Raw genomic sequence first — 26,167 nt, forward strand, 5'->3', positions numbered from 1 at the left:
CTAGGGAGGCTTCTTCCATGGAAGGCGATGCGTCGCAAGCGGTCCAGAGCGCCATTACCGCGCTCGATCTGTGGGTTCTGGCGGGGTATTTCGCCATCGTGGTCGCCATCGGGGTGTGGGTCAGCCGACGCACCGAAAGCGGCGAGGATCTGTTCCTTGCCGGGCGCACGCTGACCTGGGGCATCGTCGGCTTTTCGCTGTTCGCCTCCAACATCTCCTCGACCACGCTGATCGGTCTCACGGGGGCCGCCTACACCACCGGCATCGCCACCTCGGCCTATGAATGGATGGCGGGCATTCCGCTGATCCTTCTGGCCTTCATTTTCGCGCCGCTCTTCTTCCGCGCGCGGATCACCACCATCCCCGAATGGCTGGAGCGCCGCTTCGACCGGCGGGCGCGGCTTTACTTCTCGGCGGTGACGATCCTGCTGACGGTGATCGTCGATACGGCCGGCGGGCTTTATGCGGGCGGTGTCGTGGTCCAGACCTTCTTTCCCGATGTGCCGATCTGGCAGACCTGCGTGGGCATCGGCCTCTTTGCGGGCATCTACACCGCGTCGGGCGGCCTGAAGGCGGTGGTCTATACGGACGTGTTGCAGGCGGTCGTGCTGATCTTCGGCTCGGCGCTGATGACCTATTTTCTGTTCTCCGATCTGGGCTTTTCCTGGAGCGACGTACAGGCCGCCATCCCGGAGGAAGATCACCTGTCGCTCATCCAGCCCCGCAGCGACGACGTGCTGCCCTGGCCGGGCCTGTTCCTCGGCGTGCCGATCCTGGGCTTCTGGTACTGGGTCACCAACCAGTACATCGTGCAGCGCGTTCTGGGCGCGCGCGATCTGCGCGAGGCGCAGCGCGGTGCGATCCTCGGCGGTTTTTTGAAGATCCTGCCGATGTTCATCATGGTGTTGCCGGGCGCGATGGCGCTGGCGGTCATGCCCGACCTGCCCAATGCGGACATGGTGTTTCCCACGATCACCACGACGATCCTGCCGGCGGGCCTGACCGGCCTAGTGCTGGCGGGTCTGGTCGCGGCGATCATGTCGAGCGTCGACTCGACGCTCAATTCCTCCTCGACGCTGATCAGCCACGATTTCCTCGATGCCGGGAACAAAATCCCGACCGAGCAGAGGAATATCGGCCGCGTGACCACGCTGGTCCTGATGGTGGTGGCGATCCTCTGGGCGCCGTTCATCGACGATATGGGCGGGCTTTGGGACTATCTGCAGCAGGCCTTCTCGATCCTGGTGCCGCCGATCGTGGCGATCTTCATGCTGGGCGCGCTGTGGAAGAAGGGCACGGGCGATGCGGCGTTCCTGACGCTCGCGCTCGGTCATGCGATCTGTCTCGGCGTCTTCATCGCCACGCAGCTCGGCCACTGGCCGCTGCATTACACCACGAATGTGGGCCTGATGACGCTGGTCTCCTGCGCGATCTTCTTTCTGGTGAGCCGGGTCGGCCAGCCGCGCAGCGACGAAGAACTGGCCGATGTGGTCTGGTCGCCCGACATGGCCTTTGATGCGCTGTCGGACGATGCGCCGCTGTGGAAGAACGTGAAGCTCTGGGCGGTCCTGCTGGCGGTGGCGATGGTCGCGATCCTCGTGGGCTTCTGGTAGGCGGCTATTCCGCGGGCGCGGGGGCCAGGCGGGCGAACACCGTCTCGTTGCCGGGCTCGGGATGGCGCGGGATCATCAGCGCCAGCGCGAGCGAGGTCAGCGCCATGCCCGCCGCCAGCGTGAACACCGCCTGCGGCGAGACCAGCCAGAGATAGCCCAGCGCGGCCGGCAGGAAGACCGCCGCGATGTGGTTGATGGTGAAGGCCACGGCGGCGGTGGGCGCGATGTCGCCCGGATCGGCGATCTTCTGGAAATAGGTCTTCAGCGCGAGCGCGAGAGCGAAGAAGATGTGATCGACCACGTAGAGGAACGCGGCGAGCATCACGCCCCAGCCGAACCAGTAGAGCCCGCCATAGGCCAGGAAGACCAGCGTCAGCCCGACATATTCGAAGGCCAGCGCGTTGCGTTCGCCGAAATGCCCCACGGCCCGGCCCATCAGCGGCGCGAAGATCATGTTGGCCACGAGGTTGACGAGATAGAGCGCCGTGACCTCGTGCACCTCGAAGCCGAACTTCTCGACCATCATGAAGCCCGCGAAGACGACAAAGATCTGCCGTCGCGCGCCCGACATGAATTGCAGCGCGTAATAGAGCCAGTAGCGCCGGCGCAGGATGAACTTCTTGAGCTGCGGATTGGGCGCTTCGAATTGCGGGAAGGCCAGCCAGCAATAGGCGACGATCACCAGCGTCAGCCCGCCCGAAGCCATGTAGACGAAGGCGTAGCCGAGATCGAAGGCCTCCCATGTCATGACGATGGCCACATAGGCCACCAGCGTCGCGGCGGAGGCGGCGGCCACCAGAAGGCCCAGCATGCGCGGCGCCTCGGCCTTCGGCAACCATTGCAGCTGCAGCGACTGGTTGACCGTCTCGTAATAGTGAAAGCCGATCGAGGACAGCATGGTGATCGTGAGGATCCCGCCCATCGAAGGGAAATAGGCGGTGATCGCGGTCGCCACGCCCAGAAGGACAAGCGACACCAGCGCCAGCACCTGTTCGCGCATGAAGACGATCACGGCGATCACCCCCACGGCCAGAAAGCCCGGGATCTCGCGCACCGTGTGCAGCCAGCCGATATCGGAGCCGTCGAAATCCGCCGCCTCGATGACGAAATTGTTCAGCAGCGCCGACCAAGTCGCGAAGCTGAGCGGCATGGCGATGGCCATCAGGAACAGAAGCGTCACGGGACGCCGCCAGATCGGCAGGGTCCGGGCATCGGCAAGGGGCATGATCCTCATGGATCCGGCGATACGCCGATTTGGCGCTCTTGGCGAGATCGCAAATCAAGAGGGCAGCTGTGCGGAATCGTGAGGGCCCGTCGCCCCAAAGGGTGCGGTGCCTCCGCCGGGCGCGCGGGGCGCCGCGGCGGGTGTCGCTGTCAGATCGACGTCATCTCGCCCGAGGCCGCGGTGAAGCGGTAATCCACGTCCGAGAAGCGGTCCTTCGGAAAGCCGTAAAGAAAACGCAGACCCTCGGCGCCCGCGACGGTGTCGTGCTCGGCCTCGGCGGGGATGAAGATCGCCACGCCGGGCGAGAGGTCATGCGCAACGCCGTCGATGGTCACGATGCCCTGGCCCGCCAGCCCGAAATAGAACTCCGCCGGTCCGTGGCGGTGCGGCAGCAGCGTGCCGCCGGGTCCGAATTCGGCGACGCCCAGCGTCATGCCCGTGGTCTTGGTCCGGTCGGCCGAGAACAGCGTCCGCCAGCGCACCGTGCCGAAGGCCGGATCCTCGCCGCCTTCGAGGGGCGCGTGGTCGGCATTGGCGATGACGGGCAGGCCGTCGAGATAGGTTTCGGCGAAATCGCCGGGCATCATGTCCACGTAAGCCACCGCACTTCCTCCTGCGCCGAATGTCCGGCACAGGTAGGCGCTGCGGGGCGGCGCGTCTGTTCCATGTGCGACCGCCCCGAAGTCGATTTCGGAGCGCTCGTTTGCGACATCGCCGCGCCGCAAACAGGCCTCAGGCGCGGATGCGCCAGCCGGTCTTGAAGATCCACCAGACGGTGAGGACGCAAAGGGCGGTGAACCCTGCGATGGCCAGGAGGCTCACCATCACCGGCACGTCGGCCATGCCGAAGAACGACCACCGGAAGCCCGAGATCAGGTAGACGACCGGGTTGAACAGCGCCACCTTCTGCCAGAATTCCGGCAGCATCGAGATCGAGTAGAACGACCCGCCAAGGAACACGAGCGGCGTCACGACCAGAAGCGGGACGAGCTGGAGCTGTTCGAAATTCGACGCCCAGATGCCGATGATGAAGCCCAGAAGCGCGAAGCTCGTGCAGGTCAGCACCAGAAAGGCCAGCATGGCGGGCCAGTTCTGCACCGTCAGATCGACGAAGAAGGTCGCGGTGATCAGGATCATCACGCCGATGAACAGCGACTTCGTCGCCGCCGCCCCCACATAGCCCAGGATCACCTCGGCGAAGCTGATCGGCGCCGACAGAAGCTCGTAGATCGTGCCGATGAATTTCGGGAAATAGATCCCGAAGGACGCGTTCGAGATCGCCTGCGTCATCACCGTCAGCATGATGAGCCCGGGCACGATGAAGGCGCCGTATGAGATGCCGTCCACCTCGTCGATGCGGCTGCCGATGGCCGCGCCGAAGACCACGAAGTAGAGCGAGGTCGAGATGACGGGCGAAATGATGGATTGCAGGAAGGTGCGCACGAAGCGCGCCATCTCGAAGCGATAGATCGCCCAGATCGCGGTCCAGTTCATGCGGCGTCTCCTTCGTCGTCTTCCTTGCGCACGAGACCCACGAAGATCTCCTCGAGCGAGCTTTGCGTCGTCTCGACGTCGGCGATGCTGAGCCCCGCCTCCGAAAGCGACCCGATCAGCCGGGCGATGCCGGTGCGTTCGGCCTGCGTGTCGTAGGTGTAGATCAGCGTCTCGCCTTCATCCTCGAGCCGCAGGTCGTAATCCGACAGGCCCTCGGGCACGGTCTCGATCGGGGCGCTCAGCGCGATGCGCAGCTCCTTCCGGCCGAGCCGCGCCATCAGATCCGTGGTCTTCTCGACCAGCAGCAGCTCGCCCGCCGAGATCACCCCGATGCGGTCGGCCATCGCCTCGGCCTCCTCGATGTAATGGGTGGTCAGGATGATGGTGACGCCGGTCTCCTTCAGCTTGGCGACGATGTCCCACATGTCGCGGCGCAGCTCCACGTCGACGCCCGCGGTGGGCTCGTCGAGAAACAGCACCTTGGGATCGTGGCTCAGCGCCTTGGCGATCAGCACCCGGCGCTTCATCCCGCCCGAAAGCTCCTGCAGCTGGCTGTGCTTCTTGTCGTAAAGCGACAGCCGGCGCAGCAACTCGTCGAGATAGGCATCGTCGCGCTTGGCTCCGAAGAGCCCACGCGAAAAGCGCACCGCCGACCAGACCGTCTCGAACGGCTCGAGGGTCAGTTCCTGCGGCACCAGCCCCACGAGCGACCGCGCGGCGCGGAAATCCCGCACCACGTCGTGGCCGCCCACGCGGATCGACCCGCCCGTCGGCATGGTGATGCCGCAGATCGTGGAGATCAGCGTCGTCTTGCCCGCGCCATTGGGGCCGAGAAGCGCCAGGATCTCTCCCTCCTCGATGCTCAGGCTGACGCCCTTCAGCGCCTGGAAGCCGCCATCATAGGTCTTTTCGGCATTCTCGATCTCGACCATCCCGGCCATGTCTGCACACTCCTCGTTCACGACCCCTGAGGTAATCCGCGCGCGGCGGCGCGGCAATGTGCAGGAATGCAGCCCCCCGGCGCAGGTGGCCGGGCGGACCCCCGAAAAAGCGCTTCTCAGCCCGTCGCGGGCGCGCTACGGCGAAGGCATGAGCCGCATCGACCGCCCAGCCCTCGGAATCCTGCTGATCTGCGCGGGCGTCACCGCGATCTCGGTCAATGATTTCCAGATCAAGTTGCTGTCGGGCGGCTATCCGCTGCACCAGATCGTCTTCATCCGGTCGGCGATCGGGCTCGCGCTGACGCTGGTCCTGCTGCGGTTCGAAGGCGGCTTCGCCGCGCTGCGCACAGCGACGCCCGGGCTGCATCTGCTGCGCGGGCTGTTCGTCGTCGCGGCCAACATGACCTTCTACGCCGCCGTCGCGGTGCTGCCGCTGGCGCAGGCGACCGCGCTGTTCTTCGTGGCGCCCTTGTTCATCACCCTGCTCTCGATCCCGTTTCTGGGCGAGCGGGTCGGCCCCGTCCGGCTTTTCGCGGTGGTGGCGGGCTTTGCGGGCGTGCTGCTGATGCAGGTGCCCGAGGCCGAAGGCGCGGGCACGGTTTCCCCGGGCGTCCTGCTCCTGCCGGTGGCGGCGGCGTTTCTTTATGCCAGCATGCAGGTCCTGACCCGCAAGCTCGGCGCGCAGGCCTCCGCGGCGGCGCTCGCGATCTATATCCAGACCACCTTCCTGATCGTCTCGGCGCTGTTCTTCCTCGTCGCGGGCGACGGGCGCTTCGCGGAGCATACGACGAATGACAGCCTGCGCTTCCTGCTGCGGGCCTGGCACTGGCCCACACCCGAGGACTGGCCGCTCTTTCTGGGCATCGGCGCTGTGGCCGGTGTGATCGGCTATTGCCTCTCGGCGGCCTACCGGCTCGCCAATGCGTCGATCATAGCACCGTTCGAATATCTGGGCCTGCCGCTGGCGATCCTGTGGGGCTGGCTGGTCTTCGGCGAATGGCCGAGCGTGCTGACCTGGGCAGGTTCAGCGCTGATCGTCGGCGCCGGGCTCGTGGTGTTCTTCCGCGAAGGCGCGCGCCCCCGGCCGAACCGGGCAGCGCGCCGCTGAGGCCGGATCAGCCGCCGCGCACCGTGTCGATCATCAGCTGCACGTTCTCGGGATCGGCATCGGGAGTGATGCCGTGGCCGAGGTTGAAGATGTACGGGCCATGCTTAAGCGCATCGACCACGGCGCGCGTCTCGCGCACCAGGTCCTCGCCGCCGGTGACCATGTGCTTGGAGGCGAGGTTGCCCTGCACGCAGCCATGGATCTGGACGTTCTCGGCCACCCATTCGGGGCTGACGCTGTCATCGACCGCGACGCAATCTGCGCCGGTGGCGGCATGGAAGCCCTTGTAGAAATCCCCGCCCTGGCGCGGGAAGGCGATGACCGGCAGGCCCGGAAAGCGCGATTTCATCTCCTGCGTGATGATCCGCGCGGGCTCCTGGGCGTATTTGATGAAATCGTCGCCCTTGAGCGATCCGGCCCAGCTGTCGAAGATCTTCACCACCTCCGCGCCGGCCTCGACCTGGCGCGAGAGGTACTCGATCGTGCCTTCGGTCAGGAGCGCGATGATCTTCTCGAAGAGCGCGGTCTTCTCGGCCTTCAGCGCATGGGCCGGACCCTGATCGGGGGTGCCCTTGCCGGCGATCATGTAGGTCGCGACGGTCCAGGGCGCGCCGGCGAAGCCGATCAGCGTTGTCTCTTCGGGCAGGCCCTTCGACAGGATGCGCACCGTCTCGTAGACCGGCGACAGCGTGTCGTCGATGGCCGAGACCGGCTTCAGCTTCTCGAAATCGGCCTCGGAGGTGATGGTCGAAAGCCGCGGCCCCTCGCCAGTGACGAACCACAGGTCGGCACCCAGCGCCTGCGGCAGCAGCAGGATGTCGGCGAAGAGGATCGCCGCGTCGAAGCCGTAGCGCCGGATCGGCTGAAAGGTGACCTCGGCGGCCAGTTCCGGGTTGTAGCAGAGCGACAGGAAATCGCCCGCCTCGGCCCGGGTGGCGCGGTATTCGGGCAGGTAGCGACCGGCCTGGCGCATCATCCAGATGGGCGGTGTCGGCAGGGTCTCGCCCTTCAATGCGCGCAGGATCGTCTTGGTCATATGCCTCGGTGCCTTCCCTCGTCTTTCGCCCATGTGGTCCGATGCCCGCGCCCGAGTGTCAAGTCTGCTTGTCACCCGCAATCGGCCTGCTTAAAGCTGTCGGCATGAGCATTGACCTTCCCTCCCCCGCCCATCCGCTGAAGATCGGCACCCGCGGATCGCCCCTGGCGCTGGCCCAGGCGAACGAGACGCGCGACCGGCTGGCCCAGGCCTTCGATCTGCCGCACGAGGCCTTCACCATCGTCATCATCAAGACCACCGGCGACAAGATCATCGACCGGCCGCTGAAGGAGATCGGCGGCAAGGGCCTGTTCACCCGCGAGATCGAGGCCGACATGCTGTCGGGCGCCATCGACATCGCGGTGCATTCGATGAAGGACATGCCGGTGCTGCAGCCCGAGGGTCTGACGCTCGACACCTACCTGCCGCGCGAGGATCCGCGCGATGCGTTCATCTCGTCCGAGTTTTCCGCCCTGGCCGAGCTGCCCGAAGGTGCCACCGTCGGCACGTCGAGCCTGCGCCGCCGCGCGCAGCTTCTGGTGCGCCGGCCCGATCTCGACGTGGTGGAGTTCCGCGGCAACCTGCAGACACGGCTGAAGAAACTCGATGACGGCGTGGCCCGCGCCACCTTCCTCGCCCGCGCCGGGCTCAACCGGCTGGGCATGAGCCACGTGCCGCAACACCCGATCGAGGTGACCGACATGCTGCCCGCCGTGGCGCAGGGCGCCATCGGCATCGAACGGCGCGAGGACGACACGCGCGTCGCCGACATGCTGGCCGCGATCCACGACACCGAAACCGGTCAGCGCCTCGCGGCGGAGCGCGCCTTCCTCGCGGCGCTCGACGGCTCCTGCGAGACGCCCATCGCGGGGCTCGCGACGCTGGAGGGCGGCACGCTGCATCTGGCGGGCGAAGTGCTGCGCCCGGACGGCTCGGAAGCGCATGCGGACAGCCGCACCGGTCCGATCGAGGACGGCGTGGAGATGGGCCGCGATCTCGCGCGCGATCTTCTGTCCCGCGCGGGGCCGGATTTCTTCGACTGGATCGCACCGAAGACCGCCTGATCGGCACCGTCTTCGCGGGTCTTCCGACCGGAGCCGAAGCGCCAACCGGACCGGCACGCGCCGTGTCCCGCTTCGGCCTGACCGGAGGACGGCACCGGCGCGCCGGTGTTTCGGCCCGGCGGGTCCCGCCATTGCCATCGCCGCGCCACCGGCTCCGCGGCAGCCGCCGCCCCTATCTTCATCTTTCCAGATGTCGCCCGGAGGTTTGGAGGCAGCGCCTCCAACGCGCGGGGCGTGGCCCAAGGGGCCGCGCCCCGCGCGCCGGTCGCCTCGGGCAGGGCCCGAGGCGAAACCCCTCACTGCGCCGGCACGAGATAGGTCAGCGACGCCCAAAGCGATTCCCAGGTGGGATCGCTCATCATCTCGGCCTCGAGCTCCCGGATCACCACTGCATCGGCGAGGTACTCCGTCCCCGGCGCGACCGGCAGGGTCGCGACGCCCGCCTCGTCGGTCTTGTGCAGGCTCACGGAAACGGTCCCGTCGGGCGCCCGCGCGAAAAGCTCGACCTGCGCATCCGCGCGCGGCGTGCCCTCGTAGAGCACCCGGACCGGCAGCCCGGCGGACAGATCGTCCGTATAGGGATTGGCCAGCGCCACGATCTCGGTCAGAAGGCCCACTTCCCGGTCCGACCCGGCACCGTCGCCCACCGCGATCAGGCTCTTGCCGTAGCGCGTGTAGCTCTCGCGCACGTTCTCCGGATCGAGCCCGCGCTCCGCGAACCGCTCTAGCGCCCAGGCGGCATCCTTGTGGGTGACGAAATTCTCGAATTTCTCGTAGCTGTCATAGACCAGGTTGTAGGCCTTGGTCTGGTGCACGACGATGGCGAGGCCCGCCCCGGGCGCCTCCATCTGCAGCGCCGGACGGTCGCCCGCGCGGCCCGGCACCTCGATCGCCCGGTCGCCCATCACCAGATCGAAGCGGGTGAAATTTGGCGGGATATAGGAATACGCCGCGCCGTCGAACGCCTCGCCCACGCGGATATCGGCGATCAGATCGCTGCCGTCGGGCACCTGATAGACGGTCGGATCGATCCAGAATTCATGCGACGCGGCCGGCACGGCCAGGCATGCGGCGGCCAGCGCGAGCGCGGCACGGCGAAGGGGGCGGGCGATCATGGGAAGCTCCGTTCTGTTTCGGACCGATGGTAGCGCGCCCCGCGTGAGCCGCAATCGCCGCGCGATCACGGGGGCGTCACGGCAGGGGCGCGCGCGGGCCGGCCAAGCGCCAATCGGCTCAGAATGTCACGCGGATTTCGTTCGGCGCTCCAGCTCGCTCGCGGCATCGGCCATGCGGGCGCGGAACTTGCGGTCGATCTTGCCCTTGGCCAGCTTCATGGATTGCACGATCAGCCGCGCCGACAGCGTCTTCGGGGTCAGCGCCACGTCGACGCTGATCCGGGTGCGCGAACGCGACAGCGCCACGCATTCCACCACGCTGCGCGTCTCCAGCCCGCCCGACTTGCTTTCGAAGACCATCAGCGTCGGCGGCTCGTAGCGCACCAGCCGGATATCGGCATCCCGCGCCTTGCCGCGAAAGGTGAAACGGGCGCGCCAGCTCATGCCCTCGCCCACAGCCTCCTGCGCATCGCTGCGGCTGACCTCGATGCCGCGGCGCATGACCGACCGTTCGATCTGGTCGAAATCGCTGATTTCCTCGAAGACGCGTTCCAGCGGCGCTTCGATGTCCTCCTTGTGGGAAAACTCCATGCTCGGCCCCTTTTACCCCTCGTGCCCCTCGCCCGTCCCGTTGACCGAAATCGGCGCGTTTGGCGCGGAGTGTTCCCTCAATCGATCCGGTCTGCAAGCCAGTTGCGGAGCATGAAATGCGCGATCGCGCCCTCCCGCGCCGGGAGCAGACCGGTCTCGTGCCCGGCCATGGTCGCCACCAGGCGCTCGCGCGTGACCCATTGCGCCGCCTCGATCTCGGCGGGGTCGATGGTGATCTCGATGCTTTCCGCCACACCGTGGCAGCCGATCATCAGCGAGTTCGGGAAGGCCCAGGGCTGGCTGGCGAGATAGCGCACCGGGCCCACCGTCACGCCGGTCTCCTCGAAGACCTCGCGGCGCACGGCGGCCTCGATCGTCTCGCCCGGTTCCACGAAGCCCGCAAGGCAGGAATACATCCCCTCGGGCCAGCCCGGCGAGCGTCCCAGAAGCGTGTGCGGCCCATGGGTCACGAGCATGATGACCACGGGATCGGTGCGCGGGAAATGCCCCGCCCCGCAGCGCGGACAGCGCCGCTGCCAGCCCGCCTGCGCCATGTCCGAGGGCGCGCCGCATTTCGAGCAGAAGGCGTGGCTGAGATGCCAGTTCAGCACCGCCCGCGCCGTGGCGGCCAGTTCCGCGTCGCGCGGACTGAGCCAGGTCATGATCCGGCGCAGTTCCGCGAACCGGCCCTCGGGACAGTCGGGATGAATCTGCTCGGTCGGGTCGGCGAAGGCGCCCAGCGCATCGGTGTCCAGATCGTCGGGCGTCCAGGCCGAGATATCGGCGGCGAAGACCGGCGCGTCACCGTCGCGGCCGAGAAACAGCGCCTCACCGGGGTCGCTGTCGCCCAGAACCGGATGATCCGTCGCGACCCGCATCAGCGCCGCGGGCTTGTCCTGCGTGATGAGCGGCTTGCCGCGCCAGAGCACGATCACGCGCGCGGTCTCGGACCGCCAGAGCGCGGCCAGCGCGGCGGGATCGGTGCGCAGCTCGGCCGCCCGGTCGAGCCCGGATCCGCCGAACGTCACCTCTTCGGGATTGCGCAACACGCGAACTCTCCTCTGGATGGGCCATTTTTGTCACCACAGGAAAAAACGGCGTGTGCTGAATTGCGGCCGCGCAACTTGAGGTTGCGCGTACCCGGGCTAGGGATTACCTCTTGAGATCGGGGATACAAAAGGATCTGGGCGTGGTTTCTGCAAGGCCCAATCGCGACATAGCATCCGGTGACGAGGCGCGCCTCCGTATCCTCGCGATCACGGATCTGCATGCGCGCCTGCTCGATTTCGACTACGACAAGGATCGCCCGGCCCCCGCGACGGGATTGGTGAGCCTTGCCGACCGCATCGCCGAGGCCCGGGCGGAGGCGCCGAACACGCTGCTCTTCGACAACGGCGATACCTTCCAGGGCAACGCGCTGGGCGACATGCTGATGGCCGAGGCACGGGTCGCGGGGGTGACGCCACGGACCGACGCGGCGCGGGTCGCCGAGGATGTCGCGCATCCGCTTCTCTCCGCGCTGGCCGCGCTGGGGGTCGATGCGGCGGTTCCGGGCAATCACGATTTCAACTTCGGCATCGAGATGCTGCAGGAGCTTGCCGGGCAGGCGCAATATCCGTTCGTGCTGACCAATCTCGTGGCGCGGCGCGGGGCGGATCCGGGCGACGACTGCCCGCTTCTGCCGCTGAGCCACGTGCTCGAACGTGCGATCACCGACGAGCAGGGCGTGCGTCATGTGCTGAAGGTGGGCCTTCTGGGCGTCGTGCCACCGCAGGTGATGCGCTGGGATGCCGACCACCTGACCGGGCGCGCCGAAACCCGGCCCGCGCCCGAAGCGGTCGCCTTCTGGGCGCAGGATCTGCGGCGGCGCGGCGCCGATATCGTCGTGGCGCTCTGTCATGGCGGCTTGGGCCAGACCGACCCACAGCCGGGCGGCGAGGACGTCGCCCGCGCGGTGGCGCGCATCGCCGGGGTCGACGCCGTGGTGGCCGGCCATCGCCACCACGCCGAGACCGAGGAGGCCGAGGCGGCGGCGGCGCCCATCGTCGCGCCGGGCTGTTACGGATCGCATCTGGGCCAGATCGACCTGCACCTTGTCCGGAAATCCGAGACCGGAGCCTGGTCCATCGCGGCCAGCGCGACGGCGCTGCACCCGGCCCGGGCGACACTCGGCGCCGAGGGCAAGCGGATCGCGCGGATCGCGGCCCCCGCCCATGCCCGCGCCCGTACCCGGATGACCGAAGCGATCGGCGTCACCGAAACGCCCATGCACAGCTTCTTCGCGGGCGCCCTGCCCGCCGCCGCGACCGGGCTCATCGCCGAGGTCCAGGGCGCCGCCATCCGCGAGGCGCTGCGCGACAGCCGCCATCGGGACTTGCCGATCCTTTCGGCCGCGACCCTGTTCAAGACCGGCGGTCCGGAGGATTGCAATGCCTACACGCATATCCCCGCCGGGCCGGTACTGAGGCGGCACATGCACGATCTCTATCCCTATCCCAACACGCTCACGGCCCTGCGCACGAATGGCACGGGCATCGGCGCCTGGCTCGAACATGCGGCGCGCATCTATGCGGGCTGTGCCCCCGGAAACCAGATGACCGGGCGGCTTTTCGAAAAGGACGCGGCGCGCCACGACTTCGACATGGTGCACGGCGTCTCGTTCCGGATCGACCTCACGCAACCCGAGGGCAAGCGGATCCGCGACCTGAGGCTCGCCAATGGCCGCGCGTTGAAACCGGACCAGCCGGTTGTCCTCGCGACGACGAATTACCGCGCCTCGGGCAGCGGCGGCTATCCCGTGGCCGAGGTGATCCATCGCTCGCCGCGCCTCGTGCGGGACCTGATCGCGGAGCATGTCGCCACGCGCGGCATCGTGGCGCCGAGGCCGGGCGTGGCCTGGCGGCTGTCCGGCCCGGCGGGTGCGCGGCTGCGCTTCGAGACCACCCCGGAGGCGCGGCCCTATCTGCGCGGCACGCCGTTGCGCGCGGTGAGCGATTGTTGCTGCTCCCGACTGTGCCTGACGCTGCAACTCTAGCGCCCGGAACCCCGGCAGACCTTGCGAATCCCGCGCCGCGCGCCTATGTGCCCTCTTGAGAGGCTGGCGCGGGCAGGCGCCTCGCCAACCCGGTCAGGTCCGGAAGGAAGCAGCCGCAACGAGTCTCGCTTGGGTCGTGTTTCAGTCTCTCACCTTGCCGACCTTGCCCCAGGAAGGCGGTCGGCGCCCACTCTCCCGACATAGAACTTTTTGCCGAACGGGACCCGCCTGACCCGAGCGCTAGGGATGGCGCACGAAGACCGCGGGCGCGCGCCGCGCGGCCATCGCCCAGGCCATCTGCGCATCGGTCTCGACGGCGCAGGGGCGCACGGCGCGCAGGCGGGCAAGCGCCTCGTCGGGCGCTTCGCCGATTTCGATCATCAGGCGCAGCGCCGCCATGCCGGACCGGCCGCAGCCTCCCTTGCAATGCAGAAGCACGCGCCCGCCGCCAACAAGCGCCCGGCGCGCGAAGCCCGACACCACCGTCCAGCGCGTCTCGAACGCCGCATCCGGCGCGGCGAAATCCTCGATCTCGAGATGGTCCCACCGGGTGCCGCGATCCTGCATGTCGCCGCCGAAGTTCTCCGCCCCCGCGAGGACGAGCTCCGCCCGGCTCACGAGCGACAGGACCAGCGCGGGCGCCCAGTTCCGGATATGTTCGAGATCGGCGGCATAATCCCCGCCAGCACCCGGCATCGGCGCGATCGCGAGGATACCGCCGCCCACCGGCACGGCGTAGATCGCATGCGCCTCGGCCTCGGTCGTCATGGCGCGCGGACCCGCGACACCGCAGGCCGACCGTACTGGCCCGTCGCGCCGGTATGCCGCGCGCGGCACGACCGAATCAGCCCTCCGCGCCGGATATCTGCGCCTGGCATCTCAGATTCCCCCCCGGGCTCCGTGGTTGCGGCGCCGATGATACACACATGCCCATGAGAGTTAAGGAAAAGATCGCGCCTTCCCGGCCCCCTGCCCGGGCACCGGCGCGTCGCGACGCAGGACGGGCGGACAATGCGGGTTCGCCCGCTACCTTCGCCCCATGACCCCGAGTGATGACCAGATATCGGATGCCCTGATGCGGCTGGCGCGACAGCGCGGGCCGGAGCGGAGCTTCTGCCCCTCCGAGGCGGCGCGCGGCCTGAGCGCCGAGTGGCGCCCGCTCATGCCGCGCATCCGGGCGCTGGTGGCGCGCCTGCCGCTCGTGGCGACGCAACGGGGCGTTCCCGTCGATCCCCAAGGCGCGCGCGGGCCGATCCGGCTGCGCCTTGCGCCGGAGGCGGATCAGGGGCGGCGCGGATCGCGCGGATAGGTGCCGAGGATGGTCAGTTCCTCGGTGAAGAAGGCCAGTTCGTCGAAGGCCCGGGCGACGGCGGGGTCGTCGGGATGCCCTTCGATATCGGCGTAGAATTGCGAGGCCTCGAAAGAACCGCCGACCATGTAGCTTTCGAGCTTGGTCATGTTCACGCCGTTGGTCGCGAAACCACCCATCGCCTTGTAGAGCGCGGCGGGAATGTTGCGGGTCTGGAACACGAAGGTGGTGAGCATGCCGTGATCGCCCCGGCGGCTGAAATCGGTCTCGGGCGACATCACCAGAAAGCGGGTGGTGTTGTTGCCCTCGTCCTCGATATGGCGCGCCAGAACGTCGAGGCCGTAGATCTCGGCGGCCAGTTCCCCGGCGAGGGCGGCGCGGGCGGGGTTCCCCGCCTCGGAGACCGCGCGGGCGGAGCCCGCGGTATCCGCACCGGTGATCCGGTGGATCCCGTGTTTCTGCAGGAAGTTGCGGCACTGACCCAGAAGCACGGTATGGCTTTGCGCCTCCTCGATCTCCTCGAGCCGCGTGCCCGGCACCGCCAGCAGGTTGATATGCACCCGCACGAAGGCCTCGTCGATGATGTGCAACCCGGATTTCGGCAGCAGCGAATGGATGTCCGCGACCCGCCCGTAGGTCGAGTTTTCCACCGGCAGCATCGCCAGCTGCGCCGCGCCGCCGCGCACCGCCTCGATCGCGTCCTCGAAGGTGCGGCAGGGCAAGGCCTCGTGATCGGGCCGCGCCTCGACGCAGGCCTGATGCGAATAGGCGCCCGGTTCTCCCTGAAAGGCGATGCGGTTCTTGTCGGCCATGCGCGGCTCCGGTCGTTTTCGACGAATTATGGCGTTTCGTCGCGGTCAGTATACCTTGCCTCCGGCAATGGGAACCAATAGATACCCGCTCAACTTGCATATGACGACGGATGGGCACCCATGTTTGACACGATGACCTTCACCAAGATCATTGGTGGTTTCTGCGGCGCTTTCCTTGTGTACCTCCTCGGCGGATGGGCCGCTGAAAGCATCTACCACGTCGGCGGCAAAGGCCATTCCGAAGGGGAAGAGCGCGCGACCGGTTACGTGATCGAGGTGGCCGAGGCAGAGCCCGCGGAAGAGGAAGAAGAAGTCGACTTCGCCACGCTGATGGAATCGGCCGATGCCGGCGCGGGTGAGCGCGTCTGGTCGCAGTGCCGCGCCTGTCACCAGCTGGACCAGGGCGCCAACGCGGTCGGCCCCTACCTCTACGGCGTCGTGGGCCGCGAGATCGGTGCCGCGGAAGGCTACAGCGCCTATTCCGGCGCCCTGTCCGAAGCGGCGGATGTCTGGACCCCCGAGAACCTCTACAACTTCCTCGAAAACCCGCGCGGCTGGGCGCCCGGCACGTCGATGGGCTATTCCGGTCTGAAGGACCCCGAGGATCGCGTGAACCTGATCGCCTTCCTCGATGCGACGGACGAATAAGACACCGCCTTGGACGTGAGGCTTCTGGAAAGGGCGTGGATCATTCCGCGCCCTTTGTCTTTTCGGGATCTGGTCTCTCTGCGATGATTTCGGCCAGCCAGGCCACTTGGGCCTGCGCCGCGTCCCAAGCCGCCACCTGCGACGGGAAGACCGCGCCGCTGTAGTGGCCGACCGCATACCAGCCGCGTACGTCCTCGGGATCGCGGCGAAACTCCTCGAAGCCGAAACTGCCGTCAGGTCGGCGGAACAGATCGACGCAAAGCGTCGCGCCCGGTGCATTCACCGACCGCAGGACCGTGTTCACATGCGCCATGGCGCTTCTCCTGCCTTGATGCCGCGCGCCGAGGCGCACCGTGCCAGCATACAGCGCGATTACAGGCCGTTCACGCATAAGCAACTTGAATGTGGCCTGCCCCGGCAACTAGCCTAACTTTCATTCGATGCAGTCTGGAGAAGCTGATGACGTCGCCCCTTCGCCCGCACCCCCCGCGTCCCGCTGCCCGCGCCAAGGCGCGCCGGATGGACCGCACCGGACCCCTGCGGGCCCTTGCCTGCCTGATCGCCCTCGGGCTCGCATTGGCCGCCGCCAACCTGGCACACGCGGAAAGCCACGAGACGGTGGTGACATCGCATGGCATCTCGTCCTTCGGAGAGCTGAAATACGGCCCCGATTTCGAACATTGGGACTACGTCAACCCGGACGCGCCCAAGGGCGGCACCTTCTCCACATGGGCGTTCGGGACCTTCGACAGCCTCACGCCCTACACGCTCAAGGGCAATCCCGCCGCGCTGTCCTCGATCTTCTACGACACGCTGATGACCGGCAATCTCGACGAGCCCGACGCGATGTACGGGCTGGTCGCGGAAAGTGTCGAATATCCCGAAAGCCGCGAATGGGCGATCTTCAACATGCGCCCCGAGGCCATGTTCCGGGACGGCACGCCGGTCACCGCCGATGACGTGGTCTTTTCCTACGACATCCTCGTGACCGAGGGGCGCCCGTCCTACCGCATCGCGCTGAAGGATTTCGAGACCGTCGAGGCGCTGGATACCCACCGGGTCAAGTTCACCTTCAACCCCGACGGTCCGACGCGCGAATTGCTGATGTCGGCGGCGGGTCTGCCCATCCTGTCCCGCGCCTATTACGAAGGCCGCGATTTCGGCGAATCGAGCCTCGAGCCGCCGATGGGGTCCGGGCAATACACGCTGAAGTCCGTCGATGCGGGCCGGTCGGTCACCTATGAGCGCCGCGAGGATTACTGGGGCCGCGATCTGCCGGTGAATATCGGCCAGAGCAATTTCGACGAGATCAAGATCGAGTATTTCGCCGATTACACGACCGCCTTCGAGGCCTTCAAGGGCGGCGCCTACCTTTTCCGCGAGGAGTTCCAGTCGAAGATCTGGGCGACCTCCTACAATTTCCCCGCCGTCGAGGACGGCACGGTGGTCGTGGAACAGCTGCCCGATGGCCGCCCCTCGGGCACGCAGGGCTTCTGGTTCAACCTGCGCCGCGACAAGTTTCAGGACCCGCGCGTGCGCGAGGCGATCGGCATGGCGTTCAACTTCGAATGGTCCAACGAGTCGCTGTTCTACGGGCTCTATTCGCGCACCGACAGTTTCTGGGAAAACTCCGAGACGCTGCAGGCAGCGGGCATGGCCGAAGGCTCCGAGTTGGAATTGCTGGAGCCCTATCGCGACGTGCTGCCCGCCACGGTCTTCGAGGAAGAGGCGTTCACGCCCGCTGTCTCCTCGGCCGCCGATCTGGCTGACCGCCGGGCGCTGCGCCGCGCGGGCAGTCTGCTGGAAGAGGCCGGCTGGGAAGTGGGCGATGACGGCTTCCGCTACAAGGATGGCCAGCGGCTGCAGATCTCGGTGCTGAACGACAGCCCCTCCTTCGACCGCATCATCAACCCGATGATCGACAACCTCAAACGGCTCGGCATCGAGGCCGACGCCACCCGGGTCGACAGCGCCGAAGCGCAGGAGCGCGAAAAGACCTTCGATTACGACATCGTCACCCAGCGCTTCGCCATGTCCTCGACGCCCGGCGACGAGCTGCGCGGCATCTTCGGCTCGGAGACGGCGAATGTGGAAGGCTCGAACAACGTGGCCGGCCTGCAGAACGCGGCCGTCGACGGGCTGATCGAGACCATTGCCAAGGCCGAAACCCGCGAGGAGCTGACCGTCGCGGTCCGCGCCCTCGACCGGGTGCTGCGGTCGCTGCACATCTGGGTGCCGCAATGGTACAACCCCACGCACAACATCGCCTATTACGACGTGTTCGAGCGGCCCTATGACGACAACCCGCCGCGATACGGCATGGGCGAGCTGGGCATCTGGTGGTATTCGGAGGAAAAGGCCGAAGCGCTTCGGGCGGCAGGCAAGCTCTGATCCATAACGATAACACGGGGCATTTATGGGCGCGTATATCCTCAGGCGGCTGTTGCTGATCATTCCCACGCTTCTGGGCATCATGATCATCAACTTCGCGCTGGTTCAGTTCGTGCCGGGCGGCCCGATCGAGCAGATCATCGCCCGCGCGCAAGGCGAAGGCGACGTCTTCCAGGGCTTTGCGGGCGGCGGCGACGAGGCCGGCGGCGGCGGCGGCGGCTCCGAGGAATATGCCGGCGCGCGCGGCTTGCCGCCGGAATTCATCGCCGAGCTGGAGCGCGAGTTCGGCTTCGACAAGCCACCCGTGGAGCGGTTCTTCTCGATGCTGTGGGATTACATGCGGCTCGATTTCGGCGAGAGCTATTTCCGGTCCATCTCGGTCATCGACCTCGTGATCGAGAAGATGCCGGTGTCGATCTCGCTCGGGCTCTGGTCGACGGTGATCGCCTATCTGGTCTCGATCCCCCTGGGCATCCGCAAGGCCGTGCGGGACGGGACGAGCTTCGATACCTGGACATCGGCGGCGATCATCGTGGCCTATGCGATCCCGGGCTTTCTCTTCGCCATCCTGCTCCTGGTGCTGTTCGCGGGTGGCTCCTATTTCCAGATTTTCCCGCTCAGGGGTCTGACCTCGGACAATTGGGAAGACCTTTCGCTGATCGGCAAGGTGCTGGATTACTTCTGGCACATCGCGCTGCCGGTGCTGGCCTCGACCATCGCGGCCTTCGCGACGCTGACGCTGCTGACCAAGAATTCCTTCCTCGACGAGATCAAGAAGCAATACGTCATCACCGCACGGGCCAAGGGCCTGCCGGAGAAACGGGTGCTTTACGGCCATGTCTTCCGCAACGCGATGCTGATCGTGATCGCCGGTTTCCCGGCGGTGTTCATCGGGGTGTTCTTCTCGGGCAGCCTCATCATCGAGACGATCTTCTCGCTCGACGGGCTCGGGCGGCTCGGCTTCGAGGCGGCGGTGGCGCGGGACTACCCGGTCATTTTCGGCACGCTCTTCATCTTCGGCCTCATCGGCCTTGTCGTCGGCATCCTGTCGGACCTGATGTACGTGCTGGTCGATCCGCGGATCGATTTCGAGAAGCGGGAGGGCTGAGCCGATGGTCGCCGATCCCCAGCCCAACAACGTCACACCCGAGCCGATGCCCGGCATGCCCGTCGCGCCCGAGCCGCCGCGCGGGCGCTTCGCGCTGTCGCCCCTGAACCGGCGGCGCTGGAACAATTTCAAGAAAAACCGCCGCGCGCTGTGGTCGCTGTGGATCTTCGGGATCCTCTTCGGCCTGTCGCTCTTTGCGGAGTTCATCGCCAACGACAAGCCGATCCTCGTGAGCTATCGCGGCGAGTTGCGCATGCCGATCTTCTCGTTCTACGCGGAGACCGATTTCGGCGGCGATTTCCGCACCGAGGCCGCCTATCGCGACCCCGAAGTGCGCTGCCTCATCGAGACGGGCGGGCTGATCGACTGCTTCGATTTTCCCGACGAGCTCATCGAACAAGCGCGCGCGGGCACGATCGAGGATGCGGATTTTCAGAAGGGCTGGCTGCTCTGGCCGCCCATTCCCTACAGCTACGACACGCCCGTCGACCGCCCCGGCGCGGCACCGCTGCCGCCCAACGGCGAGAACTGGCTCGGCACCGACGACACCAAGCGCGACGTCGCCGCGCGCGTGATCCACGGCTTCCGCCTGTCGATCCTGTTCACGCTGATCGTGACCGTGGCCTCGTCGATCATCGGCATCGTCGCGGGCGCGGTGCAGGGCTATTTCGGCGGCTGGATCGACCTGATCTTCCAGCGCATCATCGAGATCTGGTCGGCGACGCCGTCGCTTTACATCATCATCATCCTCTTCGCGATCCTCGGGCGAAGTTTCTGGCTGCTCGTGGGCCTCACGGTGCTCTTCGGCTGGGTGGCGCTGGTGGGCGTTGTCCGCGCGGAATTCCTGCGCGCGCGGAACCTCGAATATGTGCGCGCGGCAAAGGCGCTCGGCGTGTCCAATGGCAAAATCATGTTCCGCCACATGCTGCCCAACGCGATGGTCGCGACCGTGACAATGCTGCCCTTCATCGTCACCGGCACGATTTCCACGCTGGCGGGCCTCGACTTCCTGGGGTTCGGCCTGCCCTCCTCGGCGCCGTCGCTGGGTGAGCTGACGCTGCAGGCCAAGCAGAACCTGCAGGCGCCGTGGCTGGGCTTCACCGCCTTTACCGTCTTCGCGGTGATGCTGTCGCTTCTGGTGTTCATCTTCGAGGGCGTGCGCGATGCCTTCGATCCGAGGAAGACGTTTTCGTGAGGGCACAAAGCGCAGGGCCCTTGACGCGCAGAGCCGGTGTCGCCGGGCCGCGCCTGCCCGGGCGGGCGCCAAAGCGCAGCGATGCAAACCGCACTTCGCATGAACGACGGCGCAAGCGGCATGCACATTTTCGACCGTTGATGGCGCCTGCCGGGCGGCAGGCCGGCGCGGCCCGGCAGAGCCGGGCGGACCAGTGGAGACCTTGCACATCATGACCCGCGTTCTCGATGTCCGCGACCTCTCCGTCGCCTTCCGCCAGGACGGCGCGCTCACCCGCGCGGTGAACGGCGTGTCCTTCCATATCGACAAGGGCGAGACCGTGGCGCTGGTGGGCGAATCGGGCTCCGGCAAATCCGTCTCGGCGCTCTCCACGGTGCAGCTTCTGGGCCCCTCGGCGGAGGTCACGGGCTCGGTCACCTATGACGGACAGGAGATGATCGGCGCCGATGACGCGCTGCTGCGCAAGGTGCGCGGCAACGACATCTCGTTCATCTTCCAGGAACCGATGACCTCGCTCAATCCGCTGCATACGCTGGAAAAGCAGCTGTCGGAAAGCCTCGCCCTGCATCAGGGCCTTGTGGGCGAAGCCGCCCGCGCGCGCATCCTCGAACTGCTGCACCGCGTCGGCATTCGCGATCCCGAAAGCCGCCTCGGCGCCTATCCGCACCAGCTGTCGGGCGGGCAACGCCAGCGCGTGATGATCGCCATGGCGCTGGCCAACGGGCCGGACCTGCTGATCGCCGACGAGCCCACAACCGCGCTCGACGTGACGATCCAGGCGCAGATCCTCGAACTTCTGGCGGAGCTCAAGCGCGAAGAAGGCATGAGCCTTCTGTTCATCACCCACGACCTCGGCATCGTGCGGCGCATCGCCGACCGGGTCTGCGTGATGAAGGCGGGCGAGATCGTCGAGACCGGCCCCACGCGCGAGATCTTCGCCAATCCGCAGCATCCCTACACCAAGATGCTGCTGTCGGCGGAATCGACCGGCACGCCCGATCCCGTCTCGGACGATGCCGAGGAGATCGCGCGCACCGACAACCTCAAGATCTGGTTCCCGATCCAGAAGGGCCTGCTGAAACGCACCGTGGGTTACGTGAAGGCCGTGAACGACGCCTCCATCTCGGTCCGCGCGGGCGAGACGGTGGGGATCGTCGGCGAATCTGGCTCCGGCAAGACCACGCTGGCGCTGGCGATCATGCGGCTCATCGGCTCCGAGGGCGGGATCACCTATCGCGGCGCCGATGTGCGCAAATGGTCCACGAAGGAGCTGCGCCGCCTGCGCGCGGAGATGCAGATCGTCTTTCAGGACCCCTATGGCTCGCTCAGCCCGCGCATGACCTGCGAGCAGATCATCGCCGAAGGCCTGGGCGTGCATGGCGCGCCCGATGGCCGCGAACACCGCGAACTCGTGGCCGAGGTGATGGTCGAGGTCGGGCTCGATCCGGCCACGATGCACCGCTACCCGCACGAGTTTTCCGGCGGGCAGCGCCAGCGCATCGCCATCGCGCGCGCCATGGTGCTGCGCCCCCGGCTCCTGGTGCTGGACGAGCCCACATCGGCGCTCGACATGACCGTGCAGGTGCAGATCGTGAACCTTTTGCGCGACCTGCAGCGGAAATACGACCTGGCCTATCTCTTCATCAGCCACGACCTGAAGGTCGTCCGCGCGATGAGCCACAAGGTGATCGTGATGAAGCAGGGCGACGTGGTGGAAAGCGGGCCCACGGATGCGATCTTCGACCGTCCGCAGACCGAGTATACCCGGACCCTGATTGCCGCCGCCCTCGAACCAATCGGGTAGGTTTCGCCAGATTGTTCGCGAAATGTGGCGGCGCCGCGGCCAAGATTTCTTGGAACGGTCCGCGAGCCGTCCCAATTCGGCACCGATTTCGGCGTATCCCTCGCCCTATAAACAAGAAACGTCGAGGATCGTGCAGTGAGTTATCGTTTATGTGCCGCCGTGGTCGGGCTTTCCGTCGTCAGCGCTGCCTTCGCGGATCGCGGGACGGAGATGGCGGTGTCAGGACTGAGTGCCGCGAAGATGCATTCAGCGGCCTGGACCGAGGACATGAAGCGCGCCGTGACCGCCGGACAGGTGGCCGGGATGCGCGCCCGAACCGGTATACCGGGCGCGCCGTCGGATCATCGCCTGGAAGCCGGGCATCCCAGTGACCCGGCCCTTTGCGCCTGCGTCATGCCGGTCGACGCGCGCCGGCTGATCTGATCCCGCGACGCGTGCGCACGCTGCTTAAACGGCGAAAGGGCGCACCCTCGGATGCGCCCTTCTGTCTGTGAGTGTCGCGTTACCGCGCCGCGCGGAAGCGGGGCCGGGCCGCGACGCGCTTTTCCCTGCGCATGGACCGCTCGAGCCCACCGCTTCTGAGCGTTTGCGCGGCGTCGAGATCGCGCGCGAGGCGCTGCTCGATATAGGTCAGGATCGGGTCGATCATTTCCGCCAATCCTTCGGCGCCTGGAAGCGCACCTTCTCGTGGGCGACGGGTTCCGCACGAATGGTCCGGGCCTGACCGGCGGCGGTGTTGCCTGTGGCGACGCGCAGGCTTTGTGCAATGACATTCAACATGACCGGGCTTCCTTCTATCCAGCGTGTACCCTCCATATTGTGTGTATTGCGGGAATATGCGAGCCATGAAAAATCACTCGATGTAAGCTGGAGTTACACATGGACTGGTCGGCCATGCCCCCGCTCTCGGCACTGCGCGCCTTCGCGGCCTATACCGAGACGGGCTCGGTCGCGGCTGCCGGACGCGCGCTCAATGTCAGCCATGCAGCGATCAGCCAGCAGCTGCGCAGCCTCGAGGCGCATCTGGGCCTCAGCCTTCTGGATCGCAGCGGGCGCGCGCTGTCGCTGACCTATGAGGGCCACGAGCTGTCGCAGGCGCTGAACGAGGGTTTCGGCACCATCGCCCGGACCATCGAGGCGCTGACCGGCGCCGAGGAAGACCGGCCCTTGCACGTGACCACCTCGCCGAGTTTCGCCGCGATCTGGCTGATGCCGCGGCTCGCGCATTTCAGCGCGCTGCATCCCGATATCGACGTCATGATCGCGCCCACCGCCGCGCTCTCGCAGCTGCAGCCCGGTGGGATCGACGTGGCGATCCGCTACGGCGAAGGCGGCTGGCCCGGCCTCGAATCGGAAGAGCTTGTGCGCTCGCCCATCGCGGTGGTCGCCGCGCCATCGCTGGTGGGGCACGGACCGCTGCCGGAGCTGAGCGAGCTGACGCGCTTTCCGTGGATCCAGGAGCTGGGCACCACGGAGGCGTCGGAATGGCTGGCCAAGCACGGCGTGCGGGGCGGCCGGATCAAGGGCATCGTGGCGCCCGGCAACCTGATGCTGGACGGCGCGCGGAACGGACAGGGCATCGCCGTGTCGACACGCATGGCGGTGGCCGAAGACCTCGAATCCGGGCGCCTGCGCCTGTTGTTCGAGGAACGCCCCGATGCGGGCTATCACCTCGTCACCCTGCCCGGCGTGCAGCGGCCTGCGCTCAAGGCCTTCATCCGCTGGATCCGGTGGGAGGCAAAGGAAAACGCGCCGGGCCTGTGAGAGACCCGGCGCGCTGATGATCGTTATCCGACCGGCCCCAGGGGCCGCCCAAGGCTGCGATCAGCTGGGACCGATGGGGGTGCAATCCACCTGCCGCGCGGCGAGGCGCTGACAGGCGATCGCGGCGCTTTCCTGCGTCAGCCCCATGAAGTTCGCGTCGAACCCGTTGCCGCGGTTGATGACCTTGCGGAGGCTGCCGTCGAGCGTCGCCATCTCCTGCAGCGCCGTCTTCAGGAGCATGCGCTCGGCGGAATAGCGGCTGGGATAGGTGCCCACGTTGATGCCCCAATGCCGCCCGCCGGAAGTGGAGATGCGGCTGACCACCTCGCGCGGCTGCGGCGCCGCGGCGGGCGCGGGCGTGACCGCATCGGAGGTGTCGAGAGCGGCGAGGACGACGCCTTGCGGCCGCGGCTTCGGCGCGAGCGAGACCTTGGGCGCCTGCGCCGCGGCGGCAACGACCGTTGTTTCGGCCTCCACGACGGCGGGTGCGGCTTCTTCCGCGACCTCTTCGGCGGTGGAAGCCAAGGCCGCACCGGCCAGCGATGCGATCTCGGGCATCGCGGTCACCGCCTCCGCGGGGGCAGGCGCCGCGTCGGAGGCAACCATGGCCAGCGCAACCGCCTCGGTCACCACGGTTTCGATGTCATCGGCCACTTCGGCTACCAGAAGCGGTGCGGGCTCCGCGACGGGACGGCCCTGCGGACGCAGGCTGCGCTTCACCGCGGCGGCCGCCACGCGAATCGACTTGGCGCGATGGCCCGGGCTCGGATCGGCGTTCTGGGCGACCACGACATTGCCCGCCTTGCCCATGTAGGGCGGCTTGCCGGGCGCGTTGAAGGCCACGCGGCTCGGCGCCTTGCGGAAGCCCAGATCGAGCAGCTTTTCCACCTGCGCATTGCGCGTCGCGGTGGAGCGTCCGCCGAAGACCGTGGCGATCACCCGCTCGCCGCCGCGCTCGGCGGAGGCCACGAGGTTGAAGCCCGCCGCACGGGTATAGCCCGTCTTGATGCCATCCGCGCCGGCATAGCTTTTCAGCAGCCGCCGGTTCGTATGCGCGACGGTGCGCACGCCCGCATCGGCCTGGATGCGGCTGAAGAGGTTGTAATATTCCGGATAATCGTAAAGCACGTGCCGCCCGAGAATTGTCATGTCCCGGGCCGTCGACAGATGCCCGCTTTCGGTCAGCCCGTGGGCGTTCTTGAAGTTGGTGCGGGTCATGCCCAGCGCCTTCGCCGTGCGGTTCATCCGGCGCGCGAAGGCGGCCTCGGAGCCCTCGATCGCCTCGCCGATGGCGGTGGCCGCGTCATTGGCGGATTTCACCGCCGCGGCCCGCACGAGATAGCGAAGCTTGATCTTCTGCCCCGAGCGCAGGCCGAGCTTCGACGGCGGCTCGGACGCGGCGTTGCGCGAGATCGTGACGAGCGTGTCCATGCTCAGCTCGCCGTTCTCCACCGCCTCGAAGGCGATGTAGAGGGTCATCATCTTGGTCAGCGACGCGGGATGCAGCTGGGTGTCGGCGTTCTCGCTGTAATACACCTTGCCGGTGCGCGCATCCATCACCATGCCCGCATAGGGCGCAGCCATCGCGCTCAGCGGCAGGATGACGATGAACCAAAATGCGGTAATGAAATACAGGCCTGACCGGCCCGCCTGCCTGTGCGGTACCTTCACGGATTTCTGCCTTCTCTGCCTCAATGCTCCCCGATTTTTCGGGTGAGCGGTAAATATTGGCTTTGCGCCTGTTATTGAGATCAGCGTAGCACATGAAGCTTGCGCGGCAAAGTGTTCAAATCGCTGATTTTTTACCGATGTGCAAAAACCTCCACGCTAGATGTAGACAACACCCGGGGCCGCCCCACAACCGGCTGTGATTGTGGCGGGAATGTGGCGGCTGCGGGGCGGGATTGTGGCCGCG

General features: G+C 66.9%; 26 protein-coding genes and 1 other RNA gene. 13 read left to right on the forward strand and 14 right to left on the reverse strand.

The genetic code is table 11. The features are described from left to right. Positions 1–17 precede the first annotated feature (17 nt). Positions 18–1,613: a sodium:solute symporter gene (locus tag BW990_RS08830; RefSeq protein WP_076447239.1), complete on the forward strand. Its 1,596-nt coding sequence runs from the start codon at positions 18–20 to the stop codon at positions 1,611–1,613. Between the two features lie 4 nt (positions 1,614–1,617). Here BW990_RS08830 and BW990_RS08835 read toward each other — a convergent pair whose 3' ends face one another. From BW990_RS08835 to BW990_RS08850, 4 genes are all read right to left on the reverse strand, one after another. Beyond that, positions 1,618–2,847: an MFS transporter gene (locus BW990_RS08835; protein ID WP_076447242.1), complete on the reverse strand. Its 1,230-nt coding sequence runs from the start codon at positions 2,845–2,847 to the stop codon at positions 1,618–1,620. 140 nt (positions 2,848–2,987) lie between these two features. Next, positions 2,988–3,440 carry a cupin domain-containing protein gene (locus BW990_RS08840; RefSeq protein ID WP_234990196.1) on the reverse strand — a complete coding sequence of 151 codons (453 nt, stop codon included), beginning with the start codon at positions 3,438–3,440 and terminating at the stop codon, positions 2,988–2,990. 130 nt (positions 3,441–3,570) lie between these two features. After that, positions 3,571–4,332: an ABC transporter permease gene (locus BW990_RS08845; RefSeq protein WP_076447247.1), complete on the reverse strand. Its 762-nt coding sequence runs from the start codon at positions 4,330–4,332 to the stop codon at positions 3,571–3,573. Further along, positions 4,329–5,273, reverse strand: a complete 945-nt coding sequence (locus BW990_RS08850) for an ABC transporter ATP-binding protein (RefSeq protein ID WP_076447250.1) — start codon at positions 5,271–5,273, stop codon at positions 4,329–4,331. The genes BW990_RS08845 and BW990_RS08850 overlap by 4 nt, the downstream gene beginning before the upstream one ends. Before the next feature lie 148 nt (positions 5,274–5,421). Here BW990_RS08850 and BW990_RS08855 point away from each other — a divergent pair, with 148 nt between their 5' ends. Next, complete coding sequence (locus BW990_RS08855) at positions 5,422–6,381, forward strand: DMT family transporter (protein WP_076447969.1); 960 nt, start codon at positions 5,422–5,424, stop codon at positions 6,379–6,381. A 7-nt stretch (positions 6,382–6,388) separates the two neighbouring features. Here the strand turns inward: BW990_RS08855 and hemE are convergent, their stop codons facing one another. Continuing rightward, positions 6,389–7,417, reverse strand: coding sequence for a uroporphyrinogen decarboxylase (gene hemE, locus BW990_RS08860; RefSeq protein WP_076447253.1), 1,029 nt, complete (start codon positions 7,415–7,417; stop codon positions 6,389–6,391). Positions 7,418–7,521: 104 nt separating this feature from the next. Here hemE and hemC point away from each other — a divergent pair, with 104 nt between their 5' ends. Beyond that, positions 7,522–8,481, forward strand: a complete 960-nt coding sequence (gene hemC / locus BW990_RS08865) for a hydroxymethylbilane synthase (protein ID WP_076447256.1) — start codon at positions 7,522–7,524, stop codon at positions 8,479–8,481. Positions 8,482–8,777: 296 nt separating this feature from the next. Here the strand turns inward: hemC and BW990_RS08870 are convergent, their stop codons facing one another. From BW990_RS08870 to nudC, 3 genes are all read right to left on the reverse strand, one after another. Beyond that, positions 8,778–9,596 (reverse strand): DUF4198 domain-containing protein, encoded by an 819-nt coding sequence (locus tag BW990_RS08870; protein WP_076447259.1) that lies wholly within the window; start codon positions 9,594–9,596, stop codon positions 8,778–8,780. A gap of 126 nt (positions 9,597–9,722) precedes the next feature. Next, positions 9,723–10,187 carry an SRPBCC family protein gene (locus tag BW990_RS08875; protein WP_076447261.1) on the reverse strand — a complete coding sequence of 155 codons (465 nt, stop codon included), beginning with the start codon at positions 10,185–10,187 and terminating at the stop codon, positions 9,723–9,725. Positions 10,188–10,264: 77 nt separating this feature from the next. Beyond that, positions 10,265–11,233, reverse strand: coding sequence for an NAD(+) diphosphatase (gene nudC, locus BW990_RS08880; protein ID WP_076447970.1), 969 nt, complete (start codon positions 11,231–11,233; stop codon positions 10,265–10,267). A gap of 143 nt (positions 11,234–11,376) precedes the next feature. Here nudC and BW990_RS08885 point away from each other — a divergent pair, with 143 nt between their 5' ends. Both BW990_RS08885 and ffs read left to right on the forward strand, forming a co-directional pair. Continuing rightward, the gene (locus BW990_RS08885; RefSeq protein WP_076447262.1) at positions 11,377–13,221 is read left to right on the forward strand and encodes a 5'-nucleotidase C-terminal domain-containing protein; all 1,845 of its coding nucleotides are present in this window, start codon (positions 11,377–11,379) and stop codon (positions 13,219–13,221) included. A 57-nt stretch (positions 13,222–13,278) separates the two neighbouring features. After that, positions 13,279–13,375, forward strand: an RNA gene (ffs, locus tag BW990_RS08890) — signal recognition particle sRNA small type. An 86-nt stretch (positions 13,376–13,461) separates the two neighbouring features. Here the strand turns inward: ffs and BW990_RS08895 are convergent. Beyond that, complete coding sequence (locus BW990_RS08895) at positions 13,462–13,989, reverse strand: protein-tyrosine phosphatase family protein (RefSeq protein WP_076447263.1); 528 nt, start codon at positions 13,987–13,989, stop codon at positions 13,462–13,464. A gap of 271 nt (positions 13,990–14,260) precedes the next feature. Between BW990_RS08895 and BW990_RS08900 the strand changes: the two genes are divergently transcribed. Beyond that, entirely contained in the window at positions 14,261–14,530 is a 270-nt protein-coding gene (locus BW990_RS08900; protein ID WP_076447264.1) for a DUF3253 domain-containing protein, read from the forward strand. On the opposite strand, the gene BW990_RS08905 is transcribed toward BW990_RS08900, so the two are convergent. Next, positions 14,503–15,342 (reverse strand): prephenate dehydratase, encoded by an 840-nt coding sequence (locus tag BW990_RS08905; RefSeq protein WP_076447265.1) that lies wholly within the window; start codon positions 15,340–15,342, stop codon positions 14,503–14,505. The two genes, BW990_RS08900 and BW990_RS08905, sit on opposite strands and share 28 nt — an antisense overlap. Before the next feature lie 120 nt (positions 15,343–15,462). Between BW990_RS08905 and BW990_RS08910 the strand changes: the two genes are divergently transcribed. Next, entirely contained in the window at positions 15,463–15,990 is a 528-nt protein-coding gene (locus BW990_RS08910; RefSeq protein ID WP_076447266.1) for a c-type cytochrome, read from the forward strand. 40 nt (positions 15,991–16,030) lie between these two features. On the opposite strand, the gene BW990_RS08915 is transcribed toward BW990_RS08910, so the two are convergent. Further along, positions 16,031–16,303: a hypothetical protein gene (locus tag BW990_RS08915; RefSeq protein ID WP_076447267.1), complete on the reverse strand. Its 273-nt coding sequence runs from the start codon at positions 16,301–16,303 to the stop codon at positions 16,031–16,033. Positions 16,304–16,509: 206 nt separating this feature from the next. Between BW990_RS08915 and BW990_RS08920 the strand changes: the two genes are divergently transcribed. The 5 genes from BW990_RS08920 (at position 16,510) to BW990_RS08940 (ending at position 22,911) form a co-directional block, all read left to right on the forward strand. After that, the gene (locus tag BW990_RS08920; protein WP_076447270.1) at positions 16,510–18,381 is read left to right on the forward strand and encodes an extracellular solute-binding protein; all 1,872 of its coding nucleotides are present in this window, start codon (positions 16,510–16,512) and stop codon (positions 18,379–18,381) included. Between the two features lie 25 nt (positions 18,382–18,406). Next, positions 18,407–19,489, forward strand: coding sequence for a microcin C ABC transporter permease YejB (locus tag BW990_RS08925; RefSeq protein WP_076447272.1), 1,083 nt, complete (start codon positions 18,407–18,409; stop codon positions 19,487–19,489). 55 nt (positions 19,490–19,544) lie between these two features. Continuing rightward, entirely contained in the window at positions 19,545–20,684 is a 1,140-nt protein-coding gene (locus BW990_RS08930) for an ABC transporter permease (protein ID WP_076447971.1), read from the forward strand. A gap of 211 nt (positions 20,685–20,895) precedes the next feature. Further along, positions 20,896–22,488 carry an ABC transporter ATP-binding protein gene (locus BW990_RS08935; protein WP_076447972.1) on the forward strand — a complete coding sequence of 531 codons (1,593 nt, stop codon included), beginning with the start codon at positions 20,896–20,898 and terminating at the stop codon, positions 22,486–22,488. Positions 22,489–22,647: 159 nt separating this feature from the next. Then, positions 22,648–22,911, forward strand: a complete 264-nt coding sequence (locus BW990_RS08940) for a hypothetical protein (RefSeq protein ID WP_076447275.1) — start codon at positions 22,648–22,650, stop codon at positions 22,909–22,911. A 79-nt stretch (positions 22,912–22,990) separates the two neighbouring features. Here the strand turns inward: BW990_RS08940 and BW990_RS21785 are convergent, their stop codons facing one another. Next, complete coding sequence (locus tag BW990_RS21785) at positions 22,991–23,137, reverse strand: hypothetical protein (RefSeq protein WP_159441619.1); 147 nt, start codon at positions 23,135–23,137, stop codon at positions 22,991–22,993. Then, positions 23,134–23,268 (reverse strand): hypothetical protein, encoded by a 135-nt coding sequence (locus tag BW990_RS22450; protein ID WP_268794332.1) that lies wholly within the window; start codon positions 23,266–23,268, stop codon positions 23,134–23,136. Before BW990_RS22450 ends, BW990_RS21785 begins: the two co-directional genes overlap by 4 nt. A 99-nt stretch (positions 23,269–23,367) precedes the next feature. On the opposite strand from BW990_RS22450, the gene BW990_RS08945 reads away from it, so the two are divergent. After that, on the forward strand, positions 23,368–24,252 hold the full coding sequence (locus BW990_RS08945) for a LysR family transcriptional regulator (RefSeq protein WP_076447278.1): 885 nt from the start codon (positions 23,368–23,370) through the stop codon (positions 24,250–24,252). A gap of 60 nt (positions 24,253–24,312) precedes the next feature. On the opposite strand, the gene BW990_RS08950 is transcribed toward BW990_RS08945, so the two are convergent. Beyond that, on the reverse strand, positions 24,313–25,923 hold the full coding sequence (locus tag BW990_RS08950) for a D-alanyl-D-alanine carboxypeptidase family protein (protein WP_407690129.1): 1,611 nt from the start codon (positions 25,921–25,923) through the stop codon (positions 24,313–24,315). Positions 25,924–26,167 lie beyond the last annotated feature (244 nt).

The sequence above is a fragment of the Roseivivax lentus genome, from assembly GCF_900156805.1.
GTDB classification, from domain to species: Bacteria; Pseudomonadota; Alphaproteobacteria; order Rhodobacterales; family Rhodobacteraceae; genus Roseivivax; species Roseivivax lentus.

Bases quoted from the DNA above. Each gene is read 5' to 3' on its own strand.
- BW990_RS08910 (WP_076447266.1), top strand. From the start codon at position 15,463: ATGTTTGACACGATGACCTTCACCAAGATCATTGGTGGTTTCTGCGGC.
- BW990_RS08875 (WP_076447261.1), bottom strand. From the start codon at position 10,187: ATGGAGTTTTCCCACAAGGAGGACATCGAAGCGCCGCTGGAACGCGTC.
- hemC (WP_076447256.1), top strand. From the start codon at position 7,522: ATGAGCATTGACCTTCCCTCCCCCGCCCATCCGCTGAAGATCGGCACC.
- BW990_RS08845 (WP_076447247.1), bottom strand. From the start codon at position 4,332: ATGAACTGGACCGCGATCTGGGCGATCTATCGCTTCGAGATGGCGCGC.
- BW990_RS08870 (WP_076447259.1), bottom strand. From the start codon at position 9,596: ATGATCGCCCGCCCCCTTCGCCGTGCCGCGCTCGCGCTGGCCGCCGCA.
- BW990_RS08835 (WP_076447242.1), bottom strand. From the start codon at position 2,847: ATGAGGATCATGCCCCTTGCCGATGCCCGGACCCTGCCGATCTGGCGG.
- BW990_RS08945 (WP_076447278.1), top strand. From the start codon at position 23,368: ATGGACTGGTCGGCCATGCCCCCGCTCTCGGCACTGCGCGCCTTCGCG.
- BW990_RS08855 (WP_076447969.1), top strand. From the start codon at position 5,422: ATGAGCCGCATCGACCGCCCAGCCCTCGGAATCCTGCTGATCTGCGCG.
- BW990_RS08930 (WP_076447971.1), top strand. From the start codon at position 19,545: ATGCCCGTCGCGCCCGAGCCGCCGCGCGGGCGCTTCGCGCTGTCGCCC.
- BW990_RS08850 (WP_076447250.1), bottom strand. From the start codon at position 5,273: ATGGCCGGGATGGTCGAGATCGAGAATGCCGAAAAGACCTATGATGGC.
- BW990_RS08895 (WP_076447263.1), bottom strand. From the start codon at position 13,989: ATGACGACCGAGGCCGAGGCGCATGCGATCTACGCCGTGCCGGTGGGC.
- BW990_RS08900 (WP_076447264.1), top strand. From the start codon at position 14,261: ATGACCCCGAGTGATGACCAGATATCGGATGCCCTGATGCGGCTGGCG.
- BW990_RS08915 (WP_076447267.1), bottom strand. From the start codon at position 16,303: ATGGCGCATGTGAACACGGTCCTGCGGTCGGTGAATGCACCGGGCGCG.
- BW990_RS21785 (WP_159441619.1), bottom strand. From the start codon at position 23,137: ATGATCGACCCGATCCTGACCTATATCGAGCAGCGCCTCGCGCGCGAT.
- BW990_RS08925 (WP_076447272.1), top strand. From the start codon at position 18,407: ATGGGCGCGTATATCCTCAGGCGGCTGTTGCTGATCATTCCCACGCTT.
- BW990_RS22450 (WP_268794332.1), bottom strand. From the start codon at position 23,268: ATGTTGAATGTCATTGCACAAAGCCTGCGCGTCGCCACAGGCAACACC.
- BW990_RS08920 (WP_076447270.1), top strand. From the start codon at position 16,510: ATGGACCGCACCGGACCCCTGCGGGCCCTTGCCTGCCTGATCGCCCTC.
- hemE (WP_076447253.1), bottom strand. From the start codon at position 7,417: ATGACCAAGACGATCCTGCGCGCATTGAAGGGCGAGACCCTGCCGACA.
- BW990_RS08830 (WP_076447239.1), top strand. From the start codon at position 18: ATGGAAGGCGATGCGTCGCAAGCGGTCCAGAGCGCCATTACCGCGCTC.
- BW990_RS08905 (WP_076447265.1), bottom strand. From the start codon at position 15,342: ATGGCCGACAAGAACCGCATCGCCTTTCAGGGAGAACCGGGCGCCTAT.
- BW990_RS08935 (WP_076447972.1), top strand. From the start codon at position 20,896: ATGACCCGCGTTCTCGATGTCCGCGACCTCTCCGTCGCCTTCCGCCAG.